General features: G+C 42.3%; 16 protein-coding genes. 9 read left to right on the top strand and 7 right to left on the bottom strand.

The genetic code is table 11. The features are described from left to right. Window positions 1-185: 185 nt before the first annotated feature. Entirely contained in the window at window positions 186-1,658 is a 1,473-nt protein-coding gene (locus RMZ95_RS09065) for an NAD(P)-binding domain-containing protein (protein ID WP_322686518.1), read from the top strand. Window positions 1,659-2,027: 369 nt separating this feature from the next. Here the strand turns inward: RMZ95_RS09065 and obgE are convergent, their stop codons facing one another. Then, on the bottom strand, window positions 2,028-3,056 hold the full coding sequence (gene obgE / locus RMZ95_RS09060; protein WP_322686519.1) for a GTPase ObgE: 1,029 nt from the start codon (window positions 3,054-3,056) through the stop codon (window positions 2,028-2,030). 197 nt (window positions 3,057-3,253) lie between these two features. Between obgE and aroA the strand changes: the two genes are divergently transcribed. Then, entirely contained in the window at window positions 3,254-4,534 is a 1,281-nt protein-coding gene (aroA, locus tag RMZ95_RS09055) for a 3-phosphoshikimate 1-carboxyvinyltransferase (protein ID WP_322686520.1), read from the top strand. Window positions 4,535-4,655: 121 nt separating this feature from the next. Here aroA and RMZ95_RS09050 read toward each other — a convergent pair whose 3' ends face one another. Next, entirely contained in the window at window positions 4,656-5,318 is a 663-nt protein-coding gene (locus RMZ95_RS09050; protein WP_322686521.1) for a class I SAM-dependent methyltransferase, read from the bottom strand. Between the two features lie 573 nt (window positions 5,319-5,891). Here RMZ95_RS09050 and RMZ95_RS09045 point away from each other — a divergent pair. Further along, on the top strand, window positions 5,892-6,326 hold the full coding sequence (locus RMZ95_RS09045) for a CoA-binding protein (protein ID WP_322686522.1): 435 nt from the start codon (window positions 5,892-5,894) through the stop codon (window positions 6,324-6,326). 368 nt (window positions 6,327-6,694) lie between these two features. Then, window positions 6,695-7,633 carry a phosphoribulokinase gene (locus RMZ95_RS09040; protein ID WP_322686628.1) on the top strand — a complete coding sequence of 313 codons (939 nt, stop codon included), beginning with the start codon at window positions 6,695-6,697 and terminating at the stop codon, window positions 7,631-7,633. Window positions 7,634-7,733: 100 nt separating this feature from the next. Here RMZ95_RS09040 and RMZ95_RS09035 read toward each other — a convergent pair whose 3' ends face one another. Beyond that, window positions 7,734-8,333, bottom strand: a complete 600-nt coding sequence (locus RMZ95_RS09035) for a hypothetical protein (RefSeq protein ID WP_322686523.1) — start codon at window positions 8,331-8,333, stop codon at window positions 7,734-7,736. 117 nt (window positions 8,334-8,450) lie between these two features. Then, window positions 8,451-9,059: a hypothetical protein gene (locus RMZ95_RS09030; protein ID WP_322686524.1), complete on the bottom strand. Its 609-nt coding sequence runs from the start codon at window positions 9,057-9,059 to the stop codon at window positions 8,451-8,453. A 183-nt stretch (window positions 9,060-9,242) separates the two neighbouring features. Here RMZ95_RS09030 and radC point away from each other — a divergent pair, with 183 nt between their 5' ends. Beyond that, complete coding sequence (gene radC, locus RMZ95_RS09025) at window positions 9,243-9,974, top strand: RadC family protein (protein WP_322686525.1); 732 nt, start codon at window positions 9,243-9,245, stop codon at window positions 9,972-9,974. Window positions 9,975-10,091: 117 nt separating this feature from the next. Here radC and RMZ95_RS09020 read toward each other — a convergent pair whose 3' ends face one another. The 3 genes from RMZ95_RS09020 to RMZ95_RS09010 form a co-directional block, all read right to left on the bottom strand. After that, entirely contained in the window at window positions 10,092-10,883 is a 792-nt protein-coding gene (locus RMZ95_RS09020) for an SDR family oxidoreductase (RefSeq protein ID WP_322673168.1), read from the bottom strand. A 244-nt stretch (window positions 10,884-11,127) separates the two neighbouring features. Further along, complete coding sequence (locus RMZ95_RS09015; RefSeq protein WP_322686526.1) at window positions 11,128-12,600, bottom strand: lipase/acyltransferase domain-containing protein; 1,473 nt, start codon at window positions 12,598-12,600, stop codon at window positions 11,128-11,130. A gap of 158 nt (window positions 12,601-12,758) precedes the next feature. Next, window positions 12,759-14,714, bottom strand: a complete 1,956-nt coding sequence (locus RMZ95_RS09010; RefSeq protein WP_322686527.1) for a hypothetical protein — start codon at window positions 14,712-14,714, stop codon at window positions 12,759-12,761. A 728-nt stretch (window positions 14,715-15,442) separates the two neighbouring features. On the opposite strand from RMZ95_RS09010, the gene RMZ95_RS09005 reads away from it, so the two are divergent. The 4 genes from RMZ95_RS09005 to RMZ95_RS08990 all read left to right on the top strand — a co-directional run bounded on the left by RMZ95_RS09005 (window position 15,443) and on the right by RMZ95_RS08990 (window position 20,314). Continuing rightward, window positions 15,443-16,837 carry an NADH:flavin oxidoreductase gene (locus RMZ95_RS09005; RefSeq protein WP_322686528.1) on the top strand — a complete coding sequence of 465 codons (1,395 nt, stop codon included), beginning with the start codon at window positions 15,443-15,445 and terminating at the stop codon, window positions 16,835-16,837. Window positions 16,838-16,903: 66 nt separating this feature from the next. Continuing rightward, window positions 16,904-18,370: a cytochrome c gene (locus RMZ95_RS09000; RefSeq protein ID WP_322686529.1), complete on the top strand. Its 1,467-nt coding sequence runs from the start codon at window positions 16,904-16,906 to the stop codon at window positions 18,368-18,370. 11 nt (window positions 18,371-18,381) lie between these two features. Beyond that, window positions 18,382-18,792, top strand: coding sequence for a hypothetical protein (locus RMZ95_RS08995; protein ID WP_322686530.1), 411 nt, complete (start codon window positions 18,382-18,384; stop codon window positions 18,790-18,792). 88 nt (window positions 18,793-18,880) lie between these two features. Beyond that, a complete protein-coding gene (locus RMZ95_RS08990; protein WP_322686531.1) occupies window positions 18,881-20,314 on the top strand; it encodes a c-type cytochrome in 1,434 nt (477 codons plus the stop codon). Window positions 20,315-20,348: the final 34 nt, after the last annotated feature.

The raw sequence follows: 20,348 nt of genomic DNA, 5'->3' as shown, positions 1-20,348 counted from the left end.
TTAACGCACCGACAGATATGATGCGTTACGGCTAATCCTGATTTTCTGAAACTCCCAAATCCTTACATAGCCGTAACACATCCTACTTAATATTTACTTTATAAATAGGCTCTTACCGGGGTAGCTTCTTTGTAAGAATTCAGGAATCAGAATTCAGAATAGTTAAAGAATCAGGAAAACATTTGATGACTCTCATTTCATCCTCAAATACCGACATGACAACAACGACTGACCTCGATTTTGCTGCACGTGAGGCGTTGCGCCTACTCGGCCCCGATCCCGAAAACTGGGTAAGCGATCGCCCAGGCATTGACCACAATGTGACGATAGTAGGCGGTAGTGGCAGTGGCAGCACCTTCGCATTTGCCCTGCGGCGTGCCGGCATTGGCCGCGTGACAGTCATCGACGAAGCTGAGGACGAAACCCATGCGGGCGTGTGGCTGACGCGGGCGCGGATGAAAAAGCTACGCACACCGAAAAACCTGCCAGGGCCAGAACTGGGCATTCCGGCGCTATCATTTCAAGCTTGGTACGAGGCACGGCACGGTGTTGAGGCATACGCAGCGATTGACCGCATTCCACGAGTGGCGTGGGCTGAGTACCTCAGCTGGTATCGGCATTTTTTGGGCATTCCAGTTCGGTATCAGACGAAGTTGGTGCGGATTGAGCCGGACGCAGATTTCTTTCGTCTACACTTAGAAGTGAACGGTGTCGCCCAGGTGGAAACCACACGTAAAATTATTTTCGCCAACGGTGTAGCTGGCACTGGTGGCCCAAACATACCGCCTGTATTGGCATCTCTGCCACGCACCTTATATGCACATACCGCCGATGCAATCGACTTCAATAATCTGCGTGGTAAAACAGTAGCAGTGCTGGGTGCTGCGGCCTCGGCCTTTGATGCAGCAGGAGTGGCACTTGAATCAGGCGCTAAAGCAGTACATTTGTTTGCACGACGGCCAGCGATCGCATCTGTACCAGTGAATCGCGTGCGAGGTTATCCTGGCGCTTACTATAACTATCCGCAACTACCTGATGCAGCTCGCTGGTTCCAAGCTTGGCGGTTTAATCAGGTTGGCTCTACACCACCACCAGATGCAATCGAGCGGGTAATAGCGTTCTCTAACTTCCACCTGCATCTATCCGCACCGTGGAAATCTGCTCGCAACCAGGGCGATCGCATCGTCGCTCAGGTAAATGATGATGTTTTCGAGTTTGATTTTGCGATCGCTGGTACTGGCTACTTTGTTGACCCGACAAAGCGCCCGGAACTCGCCGAATTTGCACATCATATTGCACTTTGGCGCGATCGCTATGAAGCCCCAGCCGACCAACGTGACGAGCGACTCAGCACCCACCCTTACCTTGGCAGCGCTCATGAATACCAAGAGAAAGTACCTGGCAATGCCCCCTATCTGAAAGATATCCATGTGTTCAATCCTGCTGGCTTCGTCAGCTTCGGTCTGCCCATCGGCGACGTACCCAGCATCCGACGCGATGTGCCAGCAATAGTGGCCCGCATCAGCCATGACTTGTTCTTTGCTGACTGGTCATTACACGAAGCCCGGATCGCTAACGGCAACATTTCGCCGGACTTCGACACATTATTGTATGCAGACGCGGTATGGCAACAGCAAGCCAAGGTGGCAGTCAGCTAAATCTGCGTAGCGTTTATAATTCACGCCTAATATGAATTAAAACGATCTGCACCGAATGGCATTAAGAAAAGCTATAAGCTTTGCAGAATATGGACTACAGCTTTAATACTCTTGCTTATCGAGGATGATATACAGTTGCCTAAAAAGTTTTTGGAAATAGAAAAAGCTTACTCGTCGATGAAATAATTTTTTTGAGACGAATAAGCCGAAAACATAATTACTAATGTGATACTGCGAGTACAAATTCTCAAGCATAAATTTGGGCGCTGATGTTGCCCACCCCACAAGACATTGAGAAAATTGTCTGCTGCCAACAGCTACTTTTCCTCTAAAAGTAGTAATTACGAATTACGAATTACGAATTACAAATTATCTAAATGCTTCCACTTCTTCAGGAACCTTCATTTGATCGAGAATTCCCCAGATTTCTTGTAACATCGGCTCTAACCCGGTGCGAGTAACCGCAGAAATCACAAAAACCGGCGCATAGGAAAGATGATTAAGTTGGGTGGCCAACGCCTCCAAATTGACAGTTTCGCGATCGACTGCATCAATTTTATTCAGCGCCAAAATTTGCGGGCGTTCTGCTAAACCCCGTCCATAAGCTTGTAATTCTTCCTTAATTGTGTTGTAGTCTCTAATCACATCATCACTAGTAGCATCAATTAAGTGAAGTAACACTCGCGTGCGCTCAATATGGCGCAAGAAATCGTGTCCCAGTCCTGCACCGTGAGACGCGCCCTCAATTAGTCCGGGAATGTCGGCGAAAACAGTACCATCGCCTGTAGGTTTTTGCACTACACCCAAATTTGGAATCAGGGTAGTGAAGGGGTAGTCTGCGATTTTTGGACGTGCTGCTGATAAAGATGAAATTAAAGTGGATTTACCAGCATTTGGTAAGCCAATAATCCCCACTTCTGCCAAAAGTTTCAACTCTAGGCGCAGCTGCTTTATTTCTCCTGGCAATCCTGGGAGGGCATATTCTGGGGCGCGGTTACGGTTGCTCAAAAAATGCTGATTTCCCAGTCCGCCTTTACCACCTTGGGCAATCAGCAAAGTCTGCTTAGGTTCAATTAAATCCCCCAGCAGTTCGCCAGTTTCAGCATCATAAATGGTTGTACCGCAGGGAACTTCGATAATTAAATCCTTTCCTGCTGCCCCAGTGCAGTTATTTGGCCCGCCACGAGTACCCTTTTCTGCCTGAAAGCGATGGTTATATCTGAAGTCCAGCAAGGTTTGCAGGTTTTCTTCGGCAACGAAAAATACCGAACCACCTCGTCCCCCATTACCACCAGAGGGGCCGCCAGTCGGCACGTATTTCTCTCGCCGGAAAGCGACAATACCATCGCCGCCCTTACCAGCTTCAACTTCAATTTTTGCTTGATCGATAAATTGCATCTTTCTAGAGTCCTGTTAGCGGATAGCTGGCGTTGAGCCAGTGCTGAGTTATAGGCGAGTTATAAATTATAAGTTTTAAAATCTTATTCCTCACTATTTACTTGTAACTCACACTCCCTACTCCCCCTGCCCCTTTTGCTCAAGATGTGGGAATATATAAAGAAAGTTGTACCTAACCGCCTACGTAGAGGTTTAAAGTGGATACCATTGCAATTCCTGCTCTGAATCGGCCAGTGGATGCCACGGTAGAAATTCCTGGTTCTAAAAGTCTTACCAATCGAGCGTTGCTTGTCGCAGCTTTGGCGCAAGGTGACTCCATTTTAGAAAATGCCTTATTTAGTGAAGACAGCGAGTATTTTGCTAAATGTTTAGAGCAATTGAGTATTCCTATAACTCTGAATCCTAATCTGGCTCAGATTCAGATTGCAGGAAAGGGAGGCGACATCCCAGCTAAACAGGCAGATTTATTTGTAGGTTTATCAGGTACTACAGCACGGTTTATCTCGGCGCTGGTAGCGCTAGGTAATGGCGAATATCGGCTAGATGGCGTTCCTCGGATGCGAGAACGACCGATGGGTGACATGCTGACGGTGCTACAAACGGGTGGTGCAACTGTTAACTTTGAGGGAAACTCAGGGTTTATGCCTTACACCCTCTATAGCCAGGGATTCGCTGGCGGAAATTTTCGCTTGAAAGCCAACCAAACAAGTCAGCAACTTTCGGCATTGCTGATGATTGCGCCTTACGCTCAACAGGATACGATTTTTGAGGTTGAGGGTACGTTGGTTTCTCAGTCTTACATCAAAATGACCTGTCGTCTGATGGCAGACTTTGGGGTGGAGGTGATGCAAATCGGCGATAATCAGTTTCAGATTAAAGCGGGACAACGTTACCAAGCTCGACATTACACTGTAGAACCCGATGCATCAAATGCTTCTTACTTTTTTGCCGCCGCCGCCGTCACGGGTGGACGGGTGCGGGTAAAACATTTGACCAAACAATCTTGTCAAGGTGATATTCTCTGGCTGAATGTTTTAGAACAGATGGGTTGCCAAATTAGGGATGCGAATGATTACACCGAAGTGACGGGGCCGAAGCAATTGCAAGGCATCGATATTGATATGAATGATATATCGGATCTAGTGCAAACATTAGGAGCGATCGCACCCTTTGCTAGTTCACCGATTACCATTCGGAATGTGGAACATATTCGATATAAAGAAACTGACCGAATTAAAGCTGTGGTGACAGAGTTACGGCGGCTAGGAGTTGAAGTTGAAGAATTTGCAGATAGACTGAAAATTGAGCCTGGCCCCATTACCCCAGCAGCGATTGAAACTTATCACGATCATCGAATGGCGATGGCTTTTGCTGTCACTGGCTTGAAGGTTCCAGGGATTGTAATTAAAGATCCTGGTTGTACAGCGAAGACTTTCCCAGATTACTTTACCCGATTTTTCCAAATGTTAGAGCAATAAGAGCTATTTTCGTTAAATGTATACCAATTCAATTAATGATTGCAACACATTCTTGGGTGAAGACGCGATGAATTGCGTCTCTACAAATGGTCTATTTGTTGCATTGTTTTTTTAATTGGTATTACTTTTTCAATGCCAGAGTTAAGCCATCTGCGATCGCTAGTACACTAAGACTAACTCGCTGGTCTTGATGCAGTTTTTGATTAAAAGCACGAATTCTTTTCGTTCTATTATCTTGCACCTGGGGATCGGCAACCCTACCTGACCAGAGAACATTATCGATCGCAATCAATCCCCCCGGACGCACTAATTGCAGCGATCGCTCATAATAGCCATCATAGTTGCTCTTATCTGCATCGATGAAGGCAAAATCAAAAGTTTCTGCTTCTCCTGTTGCCAGTAACCGATCCAAAGTCTGCAAAGCTGGGGCAATGTGCAGTTGAATTTTATCCGCCATTCCTGCTTGTTGCCAATAACGTCTAGCGATCGTTGTAAATTCTTCACTGATATCACAGGCTACCACTTTACCGTCTGTCGGTAACGCCAATGCCACCACCAGGGAACTATAACCTGTAAATACCCCAATATCCAAGGTTTTCTTTGCTCCCAACAATTGCACCAGTAATGCCAAAAACTGCCCTTGTTCGGGAGCAATCTGCATTCTCCCGATTGGATACTGGGCTGTTTCCTGTCTCAGTTGGGTTAAAATTTCTGGTTCTCGGAGAGAGACTGACAGTAAATAGTCATAGAGGTTTTGTTCGAGTCCTAGTGTTTTAGTTGTCATGGGTATTGGGAATTGGGCATGGGGCATTGGGCATGGGGCATTGGGCATGGAGAATTGGGGATGATTTCATGTCCGCTTGATTGCTTATTAAACCCGAAGAACCCCACCCCGCCAAAGCTGTGCTTTGTCTCCCCTCCCCGCTCTTCGGGAGGGGTTGGGGGTGGGGTTCTTTTATTATGGGTAATTTGGCGGACATGATATGAGTCTTTGATACTCGTGGATGAGTCTTTGATACTCGTGGACGAGTCTTTGATACTCGTGGATGAGTCTTTTTTACTCGTGGACGAGTCTTTGATACTCGTGGATGAGTCTTTTTTACTCGTGGACGAGTCTTTTTCACTCGTGGATGAGTCTTTGATACTCGTGGACGAGTCTTTTTTACTCGTGGATGAGTCTTTGATACTCGTGGATGAGTCTTTGATACTCGTGAATGAGTCTTTTTTACTCGTGGACGAGTCTTTGATATTCGTAAATGATTTTTTAAAAGTCAAAATTATATTTAAATACAACTCAGTATGATAAACAAAGCGATGTCTACGACGGGCTGTGCCTACGCTCAGGATATTTTAAATCATGCCAAACCTTAAAGAAGATGATCGCGCTCTGCGCGAGGTGTTGACCCAAGCCAAAATCATCGCTATTGTAGGTCACTCTGATAAACGCGATCGCACCAGTTATCAAATCGCCCAATTCTTGCGGCAGAAAGGCTATACAGTTTATGCCGTCAACCCGCGAATTAAAGAAATTGACGGTCAACCCAGTTATGCCGCACTCCAGGAATTACCCGAACCTGTGGATATTGTTAACGTATTTCGTCGTTGTGAGTACTTGCCAGAAATTGTAGATGAAGCAATTTCCATCACTGCTAAAACTGTGTGGACACAACTGGGTATCTGGCATCAACCATCAGCACAAAAAGCTATAGATGCAGGACTCAATGTGGTTATGGATGCTTGTATCAAAATTGAATATCTGCGGCTGAGAGTAGGTTCAACAGAAAATGTCTAGTTTTTATGCGTACAGATAAGTCTAACAATCATTTAGATTGTAATTATTATGCAAAAAGCGATCGCATAAACTTTCTATAGCAGTCCTAAATCATCCTTTGAAAATTATATCTCTCTTTCTTTCTTCTTTCTTTCCTTTGCGTCCTTGGCGTCCTTCTCTAACGAGACGCTACGCGTTGGCCTCAGCCTCTTGTAGAGAAGGCGGTTCGTTTTCTAATCTATATTTTTCACAACTCAAATAGGATTGCTATATGTGTAGAGATATTGCATACCAAGTGTTTGTTTGAGTTACTTGCTTAAACCCTTCTAGAATAAAAACTATTGTAGGTAATTTTATTACTATAGTTGTTTTTATTGTGGGAGGTTATGATGAGCCGTCCAATAATTCTTGGTATTGTCGGCGACAGCGCGGCTGGTAAAACAACACTAACGCGAGGAATCGCTCAGGTACTCGGCCCAGAAAATGTCACGCTCATTTGTACAGATGATTATCACCGTTACGATCGCCAACAACGTGCAGATATTGGCATCACTGCTCTCCACCCGGACTGCAACCATTTAGATATTATGCAGCAACATTTGTCGCTGCTACGCACAGGACAACCAATTCTCAAACCAGTTTACAGCCATAAAACCGGCACATTCGAGCCACCGCAGTATATTAAGCCGAATAAATTCGTAATCATTGAGGGATTACTTGGTTATTCTACTCGTGCTGCTCGTGACTCCTACGACGTGAAAGTTTATCTTGCACCCCCTGAAGAACTACGCACAAAATGGAAAGTCAAGCGGGATACCCAAAAGCGCGGCTACACAGATGAACAGGTGCTGGCAGAATTAGAAAAGCGCGAACCAGACTCAGCACAATTTATTCGTCCGCAGCGGCAATGGTCTGATATAGTCATTAGTTTCTATCCACCTACCGGGGAAGATGATGAAACCAATGGACATTTAAATGTGCGTTTGGTACTACGTCCGACAATTCCCCACCCAGATTTTACCCAGATTATCAACCCTGGCTATGGTAATTCTGACTCAGCAATCCGCTTGGGATTAGACAGGGATATGAGTAAGCCTGTGGATGTCTTAGAAGTTGATGGTCATGCAACCTTAGACCAGGTGAATAAGTTAGAGCATGTTATTTGTTCTGATATGCCCCATTTACGAAGTATTTGCGATCGCGAAAGTAATCCAGAACTGGGAAAAATTGCTGGTACAACTGGAGAAACACTGCAAAGTTACCCCCTGGCTTTGACTCAGTTGATCATTACTTACCATATGTTGAAAGCAACGCAAATTCATCAGTAATTAGCAAAAATGAAGGGGTTTAAATAGTTTGCGATCGCCTGTAGTATTGGGCTGCTGAATTATGCGATGCCTACGGCGGTAAACTACGCACTTTGCTTACTCATGATTCCGACTTGACGGGGGCTTGCAGCAATTCAATATCTTTAATTTGAAGAATACCACTACTCTCAAATTGCACACCGATTTGAACTGTGGCAGCATTCGCTTCTTTTTTAAAATAGGCACGCACTTTGTAAGGCTGAAAATTTTCCGTTAGTGAAACTCCTCTACCCCATGAAGTTGTTCTCAGTCCGCCCGATTCTCGTGGTCTACCTACACCCAAACTCACTGCAATTGATTTTTCTGTGTTTAGCGCTTTCGCATTAAAGTGACAAGCAAGAACACACTCTTGAACATCGGGTTCTGCAATTTCAAACAAGATGACTTTTCGCAAAGGATCTGTACTATTAGTTAGAAAGCGCTGACTATTATCGTCATAAGCTTCAATTTGCCAACTTTCTCCGACAATTCCAATGCCTCCCTTTGTGACTATAGAATCGGCAAGTGTGAATCGACGAATCAGCACAAATGGCTCTGCGGGTTCGGGAATAGCGAGTGGTTTTTCTAGCTCCTTAAGGGTTTCCTTAGCTTTAGAGAGAATAAAATTTGTCAGATTGTTGAATAGCTCGTCAAACATAGCGTAGTTTACTGCCGTAGGCATCGCCCTAAATTATATTATTTTTAGTATTCCCTTTGAAATAGTAGCCTTTTGTCATATTTGGGCGTTCTTGTTCATCCGCTCATATCATGTCTGGATAATTAGTTATGATTTCCACAATCATTGCACCCCATCCCAGCCCCTACCCAAGCTCACGATTGTTACTTTACAGGCGCTTGCAGTTAATTCAATATCTTTAATCTGAAGAATGCCACTACTCTCAAATTGCATACTGATTTGAACTTTGGCAGCATCTGTTTCTTTTTTAAAATGGGCACGCGCTTCGTAAGGTTTAAAATTTTCTGTTGGTGAAACTTCTGTAAACCATGAAGTTGTTGTCATTCCGCCCCACTGTCCCGTTCTCCGAAAACCTAAACTAACTTTAATTGCTTTTTCTGTGTCTAGCGCTTTCGCGTTAAATTGACAAGCAAAAACACACTCTTGGACATCGGGTTCTGCAATTTCAAACAAGATGACATTTCGCAAAGGATCGGTACTATTCGTAAAAAAGCTCTGATTATTATCGTCATAAGCTTCAATTTGCCAGCTTTCTCCGACAATTGCAATACATCCCTTTGTCACCGTAGAATCGGCAGGTGTGAATCGACGAATCAGCATAAATGGCTCTGCGGGTTCGGGAACGCCGAAGCGTTTTTGCAGATCGTTACCGACTTCTTGAATTTTAGAGTCAATAAAACCTTTGAGATTGTTGAATAAATCGTCGAACATAGTTTACCGCCGTAGGCATGGCCCTAAATCATCTTTTTTTAGTGTTCCCTTTGAAAGTTGCAAATGAAATTACCTATACAAACTTACCAAGGTTAAAGATTTTCTCAAATAAAGATGATTTTGAGAGCAAACGAGGGATAACTAAGGATAGTTCTATGTGTGGTGCTATTTTCTTAGTTTAATATGACCTATTGCCTCAGAATTGCCGATCTACCTACAAATGAGCGTCCGCGTGAGCGATTAATGACGCATGGTGCAAAAATTTTAGCCACAGCAGAGTTAATCGCAATTCTTCTAGGCACTGGTCAAGGGCCAGGAAAACTATCGGCTGTGGGTTTGGGACAATATATCTTGAGCGAACTAGGCAAACATCAACGCGATCCTTTGGTAGTTCTGCGAGAAGTTAGCCCTGCTGAGTTGATGCAAATTTCTGGTGTCGGCCCGGCGAAGGCGACAAGTATCTTAGCAGCAATTGAATTGGGTAAACGTGCTTTTCAATCTCGACCGAATGATGGCACATTAATTGATAGCCCACTTGCTGCTGCTGCTACCCTTAGCCAAGATTTGATGTGGCAAATACAAGAACGTTTTGCAGTGGTGCTGTTAGATGTCAAGAATCGCTTGTTGGGTACGCAAGTAATTACCATTGGCACTGCAACCGAAACCTTAGCTTCTCCTCGTGATATTTTTCGAGAAGTTATTCGTCAAGGCGCAACGCGGGTAATAGTTGCCCACAACCATCCTTCTGGAAACCTTGAACCCAGCCAGGAAGATATAGAATTAACGCGCCAGTTGTTAGCAGGGGCGCAGCTTTTGGGCATTCCAGTACTAGATCATCTGATTTTGGGTAATGGCAATCATCAAAGTTTACGAGAACTGACAACCTTGTGGGATGAGCATCCGCAGGGGGATTAGTGAAAAAGCAGGGGGGCAGGGGAGCAGAGGGGCAGAGGGGCAGGGGGGACAAGAGGTGAGAACTTGCAACAAGTTTTCCCATTGTCCCTGCCTTAATTATTTACGCCGACCTACTTATTACTTGCTTTCCTGCATACTTCTGACTAGTTTTGTCACTAGCTTTCTGGGAGTAAATCTTACAGATTCAGCAAGCAGCTTATTTTTAATTCCAGGAACAACAACAGTTTTGTTTTCAAATAGACCACGATAACCGATTTCGGCTACTGTTTCCGCAGTCATAATTTTTTGACCGCTTACCAACTTGGAGTCTTCCATTGCGGCTCTTTGCTGAAAACCAGATTCGGTAGGCCCTGGACAAAGCGCCGTTACAGAAACGCCTGTACCTTCTAATTCATTTGCGATCGCTTCTGAAAATGATAAGACATAAGCTTTACTAGCGTAGTATACTGCCATTAACGGCCCTGGTTGAAAAGCAGCAGTGGAAGCCAGGTTTAATATTTTTCCAGACCCCCGTTTAACCATGCCTTTGAGAAATAACTTGGTTAAATGTGTCAGACATAAGATATTGACTTGTAGCAATTGCATTTCAGCATTCAGGTCAATTTCGTTAAATAATCCGTAGGTAGCAAATCCTGCATTGTTCACCAGCACATCAATATTAATCGATGCTTGTTCTAGTTCCGTGAAAATTTCTTCTGGGGCTGATGGGTTAGATAAATCCTTGGAAATAACTTTGACATCAATGCCAAATTTATTTTTAAATTCATCGGCAATTTTATTCAGCTTTTCCAGGCTTCTAGCTACCAACACAAGATTGTAACCATCCTGAGCAAATAATTTCACGAATTCATAACCGATGCCACCAGATGCACCAGTAATAAGAGCCGTTTGTTTGCGATTGGTCTGCATAATTTTCCTCTTTTAAAAACTTGAAATAAATAGACAGGTGAAATAACTATGTGTTAATCCAGAAACCTTATAAAAACGTAGGCTTCATCTCTCCATTGTTTTTCACTCATGTTTTTTATGAATCATTAGTTATTAGCCATTATTAACCTAACGTTCTTTAAGCTTGATTATTCTCTCTCCAAAATAATTAAACAGTGCTAAGTAAACACACCTAATTACTGACTACACAACAACAAGCACTTATTTATTTCCATTGGGAAATTTCCAAGCGAACTGCTGCATTTGTTCCTAAGATTTTTTGACCGCGTTCAGGTAAAGAAACATACGCAACATATATATCTGGACTAGATTCTGAAGTCGGATTTAATTTTGTTACTGGCTCTTTTTCTTCAGAATTCCAACTGTATTTAGCCTCATAAGTGCTATTTGATTCGGCAACATCAGTAATTAGATAGTCAGACCACAAAGGTACTTGGTCGAGATGATGGTCACGTAACCAATTCGTCTCTTGTTTTGTAAAGGAATGCAGCGCTAAACGCAGGGCATATCTACAGGTATTATCATCATTGACTGAGTTTTTTGGGATTAAGAAAGCTGTAAATAGCGGAATAGGTTTATCTGTTCGGGTTAACTCTTGTGTAATTGGGCAATAATGAGCGATCGCTTGCTCATATATAGGAATAGGAAGACCACGCAAAGCCACCCTAGTTTCTAGTTGATAAAAGTTCTTGTCCAGGTCTTGTAACTCAACATTGCTCAGAGACAGTTTCACCTGAATATCACCAAACAAAAATCGTTGCAGGTTTTGATAACCTTCTTCGGAGTTCAATATGCCATAACGTCCACCATGAGAGCGATGAACATAAGCACGATGAGATCCAAGGATATAAGCTTTATCAATCTGAACTAGACCATCACTTTTCACCCCAACAAGATTGCGTGAAAGACCAAAAGCTTCTTCATAATCATGTGCATTCGTGCCGATTAGAGAAAAAACGCGGCTTGGCGAAAATGCATTATCTATACTTTGTAATTGTTGTAGCTGAAAGTTATCGGGTAACTCAGCCGTTGGCTTAATATTAGGTGTTAAATACTGGTACATCCGTTGAGGGCCAAAGTCATCAGAATTATTCAATTGAAACCTGTCCCTGAGATTTTCAATTAAGCCACCCCCGACCTCAAAATAAATACCACCATGAGGTGTAGCGTAGGTAAAGAATTTGTCAATATGATCGGCAGCTTGCTCGCCTTGTTCTGGATAAATCTTTTCAATCAAGCTGCGACAAACAAGACCTCCCATCGAGTGGGCAACCAGATAAATTTTATCAGTACCCGTCGTTTTTTTGACATTCTGGATCAAGTCTCTTAAACCCTTCGCTATCTCTTCCATCTCCTGCCGAACGACACTTGAGGAGCCAAAGCTAGGTGTAGATATATCATAAAATCTATAGATCCAAATAGTTTGATGAAGTCGATCGGACAATCTTTTAATCTGATTGCTTACATTCTGATTGTCAACAATCGGTTGATAACCATGATCGGTCATTAGCCGCAGCAATGGACTCTCGAAAAAAAACTTCTGGGGATTTTCCTTCTCATCTACTCGAATATGGGTTGAACCACTATTGAATCCATAAAACGGATCGTTGACTGTTTGCTCAACGTCTTTTTCTGTACCTGCATATCCACGAACGAAGACGATTGGTAAATACGCCATATATATCCTTGCTATTTAATCAATATTTTTTCTCGTTCCCAGATTTAACCTGGAAACGAGTGCAGAATATCAAGACAAGTTGTCTTAGTACAACATTTTATTAATTCGTAGCGAATTCTCTGCGTTTAAAACACTACGATTTTACACGAAAGCTGTACTTAGAAAGTTTTCACGAACTCAATTAGGGCTTTCTTATCTTCATCTGGGAGATTTGAGCCAAAATAATGACCCTCATCTTCTACAAAATCAGGAGATTTGTTGGCTCTTAAAAGTACACGTGCCAACTTACCCTTAATTCCACCCTCCGGTTTCAAGTCTTGAAAAAGGCTGCCGAGATTCAGAGATGTAATCGCCTCTCTCATATTGATGCTTGCTAGCAAATTCACAGGCGTACCTTTAGGAACAGGAAGCCTAAATCTCGGATTCGGATCTCCTGGAGGAAGCTCTAATTTGGTATCTTTAGATGTCCTGCTGATAATTCCCTCACGCTTTTCAGGCCACAGCAGCTTTTCCATCGCATCCGTATAGGCTTCTACACGTCCTTTCACTGAAGGATCTTCGTTGTAAAGTCCTAGTGTGTTGTTGTGCAGAAGTGGTGCTGTTGCCCAAATGCTCACTAGTGAGGGTGTACGGTAATATCCCAAACCGCCATCAGGTATCTTAAATTCGATGGGTTTTTTCTGATCGAAGGGGTTGTACAGCGTCAAAGTACCTGGTGAGGGCAGTTCTTTGAACGTCTTCGACGAGAACTGATCCCAAATATGCCCTTTAGAGGCATTTGTCCCTAGCGATCGCGCCGCATTAGTACCAATTAGGGTAACTGGGTAGCGCTGGTCATCAGACAAGAAGTTGTGGTCGAGGAAATTACTACTGAGTACAGACTCTTCGTACCATTTTTGAGCCTGTTCGGGGTCAGCAGCGATCGCAGCCGATGGCTTTTTGCTGGAATGGCAACCAGCACAAGTACTGGCAAAAACCAGCTTCCCACGTTTGAGAACTTCCTCATCTTTAGTCAAGAACTGTTCGCCACCTGGTGCATCTTTCAGGTGCATCGGCTTGATGGTTTTTAAGAATGCTTCGGCATCAGCCATGCGTGCTTCTGTCTGTCTCCAGCCTTCGCACTCTTTGCGCGCCTTTTCAATATCAAAAGGTTTTTGGGGAGTTCTGCCTAATAAAGGCTCATGAAGACTTGTCCAGTAATCGCCGCACATCCCAATGTTGACGTAGACGCGTAGTGAGGCATTTGCCACTCCTGTAGAGTCTGCACCATCCTTGAGAATATGATTAACATCCTTGGTTGAACCATCGTTCATCACCTCTGGATATTTGGGGCGATCGCCTAAATTAAAAATGGCATTGATCGCATTCGGATTATTAATATGATCGGTGGCAATCCGAGAAGTATCAGAGGTACCAGGTTTTTGAGAATCGAGTACTTGCTTAACAAAACTATTTTCTCCAACGCTGGATGCAAATAATTTATTTTCCTTAATGTACTGATTACCCAATGCTGCTACAAGGTTTTCCCATTTTGGATGTTCCTTGTCTTTGGGTGGATTGAGGGGATCTAACGCTACGTGACAGATGGCGCAGGACTGCCCGATTACGTATGGAGGCTCAATTTGTGAAGTTTTGGCATATTCAACAGGGTTCCATTTTGTCGAGTCGAAGTTGGGGTTTTGGAACTTACGCAATCCAATAACGCCAGTTGAGAGCGGATCTTTACATTTATCTAGCCACAAACCATATTCATCTGGTGCTGTCGCCTTTTCACATCCAGGATCGTTAATTGCACCATAACGTTGCAATCGCTCGTCATGCACGCGCGAGTCAATCAGCTTTAGCAGGTCAACACCACCATGCGTTCGCTTCGCTAAATCACGATAGTACTTAGAATTACCGCCAGTCCATAAGTACCAAGTGCAACGACCCCGTTTTTCGGCATCTGTCAAATTCTCCTTTGTGTACTCTGGGAGATAACCGATACCCTCGCAGTTATCAGGGTATTCAGATACACCCGTATCCGAATACTCAGTACTTATGGACGTAGGTATTTCACTATACTCATCGGCTAGAGCTGTAGGCGTTCCATAAAAACCGCAGACTATAAACATAGTCGCGAATAGGAGGAGCAGACAGCCCTTAAAAATTAGACTTGTCTTTTTCATAAAACTCTCTGGTCATAACACCTAAACCTTTCCCACTGCACCTCACGTTTGCAGAGGTACATTAATGCTTCATCACCAATTTCCCATTTTCCAGATTTAGTCTTGGGATATTTTGATGATTAATGTACCTTACTAAGGTTCGTTATATATGAAGTTACTACACAACTTTGTAAAACGTCATCAATAAACTTTTATACATTTCTACATCAAAAATTTAAAAATTTGTAAATTTACAATGGTCTTCAATAACCAATTTGCTATGGTTATATCGATTTCCTACCTACTTGGTTAGGTTTGTAACAAATTGTGAGCAGATCCTTTTAGCTACTTTTAAGGTTGCCTTAACCTTTTAAGAAAAATAAAAGACGGAAATTTTCACTTTTTTTAAGAATTGCTCTGTAAATACCGATAGGTTTACAAATTGCAAAAGTCTTTATATAACTGTAAAAACCAATAAGGATAAATATCCATGCTGAAACTGGTTAAGTAAATTTAAGTAACAAAAACTTAATACTTAGCGATCGCATCCGAAAACCTCCACTGTAGATTTGTAGACATAAAAACTGCTCTCCCAGAGACCTAAAAAAATAGTTCTCTGGCGAGACTGTTAGTGCTACGAATAATTTTGACACCTAATTTTATTGCCGAAACAATAGATAAAGACAGAGAAACACATGGAAAACGATATTATATTTGAGCCATTGAGATTCCGTAATCTCACAGTAAAAAATCGGATATTTCGCTCTAGTATTTCTGGCAGATGGGATAACTATGATGGTTCAGGAACTCAAGCCCGAATCAACTGGGAAGAAAAGTTTGCTCGTGGTGGTGTAGGAGCGATTATTAGTTCCTTTGTCCCAGTCGCCATCCGGGGACGAATTATGCCCAATTACGCCACCATTAACTGTGATGAGCGCATTCCCTTTTGGCGAAAAGTAGGAGAAAGAGTCCACGAATATGACTGTAAATTTATTTTGCAATTAAGCCATTCGGGGCGACAGCAAGATATTGGTGGTGTAGAAAACTTAGGAAAAAAAGCCTTAAGTTCCACTAGCCAAACTGAGCCATTCCACGGCTTTTTGTGTCAAGCGATGACACTAACAGAGATTAAAGAAACAATTCAATACTTCGCCGATGGTGCTAGACGTGCCCGTGAAGCAGGTTTGGACGGAGTGGAATTGCACAGTGCAAATGGATATCTTTTTAATCAATTTCTCAGTTCTGGAATTAACGACCGTCAAGATGAATATGGTGGTTCATTAGAGAATCGAGCGCGGTTTTTGCTAGATGTAATTAGAGCAATCCGCAAAGAAGTAGGCAACGACTTTCATTTGCAATTCAAAATTAGTGCCGTTGACTATAACAATGCCGTCACCTTTTGGGAAAAACCAGGTAATACCATAGAAGATTCTATCCAAGTTTGTCAATGGGCAGAAGAAGCTGGGGCTGATGCCGTCCATGTGTCAACTGGTAGCTTATTTCCTCACCCACTCAATCCCATTGGTGATTTTAATTTTGATATCATTACTAAAACTTATGATTCCATGTTGTCAAGTGGCGTAGAAACTACACGCAACTACATTTTATTTCGCAAAGCATTTTTGCATCCAATTTTCAATTTTTTATGGAATCGTGTGAAAAAACAATTGCCTCCTCAAGCATTTAGTGGTGATGATGTAAAAGATCCTAAAATCAAACAGCTACTAATAGAGAATCAAGGCAGAAACTTACTAGATTCCAGAGAAATTAAAAAGCACGTTAATATTCCCGTATTATGTACAGGTGGTTTACAGCAAGCTTCTTATATTCGTCAGGCAATTAGCGAGCATTATTGTGATGGCGTGACAATGGCTCGTACCCTAATTGCTAATAATGACTTAGTTAAATCTTTTAAAGAAGGTAAAGACCTGGCAGATAAACCCTGTACCTATTGCAATAAATGTCTGCTGAATGTAATTGAAAATCCTTTGGGTTGTTACGAGCAGGATCGCTTCAATAGCTATGAAGAGATGATGGAAGAAGTAATGTCAGTTTTTCATGAAACTCAGTTTGCAAATTTATCTAGATAAAAAAGCGATGCGGATCGCATCGACAATTTCGCTTACAAATAATCTCGACAAAATGGGGAGTGTTTCATGACTGAACAAACAAACCCTACCCTACTTCCAACCTCAATCAAAGGAATCTTCCAGCGGATTTGGGTTGTAATTGTAGGTATTGTAGCAGTAGCAGTATTTTTCCTTTGGCCTGTTTTATCTAACTCCCCAGTGGATTATGCTGATATTGAAAACCATTTTAAATATGGTTCAATCGGCAGCGAACCGGTCAATGGCATCCCTTACTGGATTTGGAAAGTTTTACCAGAATTATTCCCAGATAAATTACCTGGAAAAGGTTATACTTCTTTAGGATTTATCAAAGAACCTGACAAAGATTTACCTATAGGTTTTTCGCAAAGGCGAGTCTTTATCGATAGAGTTAGCTTGAATTGTGCTGTATGTCATACAGGAACGCTGCGAAATACTCCCAATAGCGAACATCAAGTCATCACGGCAATGCCTGCTAATGTAGTTAATTTGCAGGGATATATCAAATTCTTGTCAGCAGTTGGTGTAGATGAGCGCTTTACTGCTAACCGGATGTTGCCAGAAATTGAAAAAATCAGTGGTGGTATTAATCCCATTGAAAAATTACTTTATCGCTTCATTGCAATTCCTCAAACTAGAGATGCACTAATTAATCAGGCATCTCGACTTAAGTTCGTTGAAAAACAACCAGATTGGGGCCCAGGAAGAGTAGATACTTTTAATCCTTATAAAGCAATTCAATTTCATTTCCCAATGGATAAGTTGCGTGAGGATGAACTGATTGGTACTTCTGATTTCCCTTCCGTTTGGAATCAAAAACCCCGTGAGGGATTGCAGTTACATTGGGATGGTAATAACACTTCTGTTGATGAACGAAATAAGAGTGCGGCTTTAGGCGCTGGAGTCACACCCACAACGATTGATTTGCCTCGAATTCAGAGAGTTGCTGATTGGCTTTGGGAACTACCACCACCAAAATATCCCTACGAAGTTAACGAAACTATAGCAGCGAAGGGAGAACAGCTTTTTCAAAGCAATTGTGCTAGTTGTCACGCTTTTGGTGGTGCATATACAGGCAAAGTTGTCCCAATTCAAGAAATTGGTACAGACCCTCATCGTCTTGACTCATATACCTACAAAACGATGTCTAACCAAAATACTCTGTATACAGGGTATCCGTGGCGCTTTAAGAATTTCCGTAAGACGAATGGCTATGCAAATATGCCCCTTGATGGTGTTTGGTTACGCGGCCCTTATTTGCACAATGGCTCAGTTCCCACCTTACGGGATTTACTAGAAACACCAGAAAATAGACCTAAAGAATTCTATCGTGGCTACGATGTGATTGACAGAGCAAAAGTTGGCTTTGTATCTGATGTTGGTGTAGAAAACGGTAAGCAATACTTTAAGTTCGATACCACAAAACCTGGAAATAGTAACAGTGGTCATTTATATGGAACCGATCTTCCTACAGAAGATAAAAATGCCCTAGTTGAGTACATGAAAAAGCTTTAAAAGGAGAAAAAATGAATAATTACGCTAAATGGTTTAGTCGCGTTACTTGGGTTGGCATTATTGTTAATATGCTTTTTGTCATTCCTTCTTGCTTCTTTCCAGAATTAATGCTGACGTTCCTTCAAATGCATATACCAGAGCCAATTATCTGGGTTCGTGCTGCGGGAATGCTGTTGTTTATTATTAGTGCATTTTATATTCCTGGGGCACTTGACCCGTACCGATATCAGGCAACTGCCTGGATATCAATATTTCCTTCAAGAGCTTTTGGATCGACATTTTTCATTTGTGCAGTACTTTTCTTTGGGCAAGATAAAGGATTTTTATCCATTGCTTTTGTAGACCTGTTTTTCGGATTAGCGGAACTAATTCTTCTGACCCTAGCAATGCGTAGCAAAATGCAATCGCTGCAATTTCAGTGAAGCAATTATCCTAATTTTATCCCTAGTCTAGTGTAGATATATTTCTACACTACAAACAGATTCTTCTGCAAAGGAGCAAAAGAGTGCCATGACAATACTCAAAAATAACATAGGTAAGGTAATCACAAGCATTGTTTTAATTGCGATCCTTTTAGGTGGTGTAGTTGGGTATGTGGGATGGTACAACCTTTTTCGAGAGGTTCCCACATATTATGAATCGCCTGAAGAACACTTTAAATATGGTTCTATTGGCACAGAAGAAGCGCAAGGCGTTCCTTATTGGATTTGGCTGGTACTACCACGAATTTTCCCTGATAAATTACCAGGGCCAGGTGGTTATACTTCCTTGGGAATCACTTGGGAAGAGGGTAAAGAAATGCCAGTTGGGTTTACGAAAAAAACCATTGGTTTCCCTCGCGTTGGTATAACTTGCGCTGTTTGCCATACTGCCACCTATAGAAAAACAGAGAAAGATAAACCCACAATTGTGGCTGCGGCTCCTGCTAATAAATTTGATTCACAAGGCTATTTACGATTTTTGAGTGCAACTGCTGGCGATCCTAGATTCACAGCAGATTATATCCTTGACGAAATCAAATATAATTACAACCTTTCCTGGTTAGAAAATTTACTTTATCGCTATCTGCTAATTCCTCAAACTAAGAAAGCACTGCTGCAACAAAAAGAAGACTATAGTTGGACAGATTCCCGTCCTAACTGGGGGCCTGGTCGAATTGATCCTTTTAATCCTGTAAAATTCAATACTTTAAAGTTGCCTAAAGATAACACTATTGGCAACTCTGATATGATGCCTCTTTGGAATCAAAAGATGCACAAAGGGTTTGCACTCCATTGGGATGGCTTAGAAACTTCACTAACAGAAACTGTTCAAACTGGAGCAATTGGTGATGGTGCTACCAAAAAATCACTTCCTGTAGCCGATTTACAACGAGTAGAAGATTTTATTCAAGAACTACCACCTCCTAAATATCCATTTGCTATTGATGAGCAAGTGGCTGCAAAAGGAAGTCAAATTTTTGCTAATACTTGTGCATCTTGTCACGCTTTTGGTGGGGAAAGAACAGGTACTGTTATCCCTGTGGAAGAAGTGGGAACTGACCGCCATCGGTTAGATATGTGGACGCAAGAAGGAGCGGATACTTACAATCATTTTGGTGATGGCTATCCTTGGGACTTTAAAAACTTACGTAAAACCAATGGGTATGTATCTGTTTCCCTAGATGGATTATGGTTAAGAGCGCCATATTTACATAATGGTTCAGTCCCATCTTTACAAGATTTGTTCGAGAAACCAGAGAATCGTCCTCAAGTTTTCTATCGGGGATATGATGTCTACGATCAGAAAAAAGTTGGTTTTATTACTGAGGGAGATGAAGCCAAAGCTATAGGTTTTAAATACGATACCAAGGTAACTGCTAATTCAAATCAGGGACATATTTATGGCACTGATTTATCTGATGAGAATAAAAAAGCTTTGATTGAGTATCTGAAAACTCTGTAATGAAGTTTGTTTGCTAAATCCTGACGTTAATCAT

The organism is Nostoc sp. DedQUE07 (genome assembly GCF_034530975.2).
GTDB lineage: Bacteria > Cyanobacteriota > Cyanobacteriia > Cyanobacteriales > Nostocaceae > Nostoc.
Note: the sequence above shows the minus strand (reverse complement) of the source record. Positions and strands in the feature narration are given on the sequence as shown.

Excerpts from the sequence above, each read along its gene's own strand:
- RMZ95_RS08990 (WP_322686531.1), top strand. The coding sequence starts at position 18,881 with ATGACAATACTCAAAAATAACATAGGTAAGGTAATCACAAGCATTGTT.
- radC (WP_322686525.1), top strand. The coding sequence starts at position 9,243 with ATGACCTATTGCCTCAGAATTGCCGATCTACCTACAAATGAGCGTCCG.
- RMZ95_RS09010 (WP_322686527.1), bottom strand. The coding sequence starts at position 14,714 with ATGTTTATAGTCTGCGGTTTTTATGGAACGCCTACAGCTCTAGCCGAT.
- RMZ95_RS09065 (WP_322686518.1), top strand. The coding sequence starts at position 186 with ATGACTCTCATTTCATCCTCAAATACCGACATGACAACAACGACTGAC.
- RMZ95_RS09015 (WP_322686526.1), bottom strand. The coding sequence starts at position 12,600 with ATGGCGTATTTACCAATCGTCTTCGTTCGTGGATATGCAGGTACAGAA.
- obgE (WP_322686519.1), bottom strand. The coding sequence starts at position 3,056 with ATGCAATTTATCGATCAAGCAAAAATTGAAGTTGAAGCTGGTAAGGGC.
- RMZ95_RS09035 (WP_322686523.1), bottom strand. The coding sequence starts at position 8,333 with ATGCCTACGGCAGTAAACTACGCTATGTTTGACGAGCTATTCAACAAT.
- RMZ95_RS09020 (WP_322673168.1), bottom strand. The coding sequence starts at position 10,883 with ATGCAGACCAATCGCAAACAAACGGCTCTTATTACTGGTGCATCTGGT.
- RMZ95_RS09040 (WP_322686628.1), top strand. The coding sequence starts at position 6,695 with ATGAGCCGTCCAATAATTCTTGGTATTGTCGGCGACAGCGCGGCTGGT.
- RMZ95_RS09005 (WP_322686528.1), top strand. The coding sequence starts at position 15,443 with ATGGAAAACGATATTATATTTGAGCCATTGAGATTCCGTAATCTCACA.
- RMZ95_RS09030 (WP_322686524.1), bottom strand. The coding sequence starts at position 9,059 with ATGTTCGACGATTTATTCAACAATCTCAAAGGTTTTATTGACTCTAAA.
- RMZ95_RS08995 (WP_322686530.1), top strand. The coding sequence starts at position 18,382 with ATGAATAATTACGCTAAATGGTTTAGTCGCGTTACTTGGGTTGGCATT.
- RMZ95_RS09000 (WP_322686529.1), top strand. The coding sequence starts at position 16,904 with ATGACTGAACAAACAAACCCTACCCTACTTCCAACCTCAATCAAAGGA.
- RMZ95_RS09045 (WP_322686522.1), top strand. The coding sequence starts at position 5,892 with ATGCCAAACCTTAAAGAAGATGATCGCGCTCTGCGCGAGGTGTTGACC.
- RMZ95_RS09050 (WP_322686521.1), bottom strand. The coding sequence starts at position 5,318 with ATGACAACTAAAACACTAGGACTCGAACAAAACCTCTATGACTATTTA.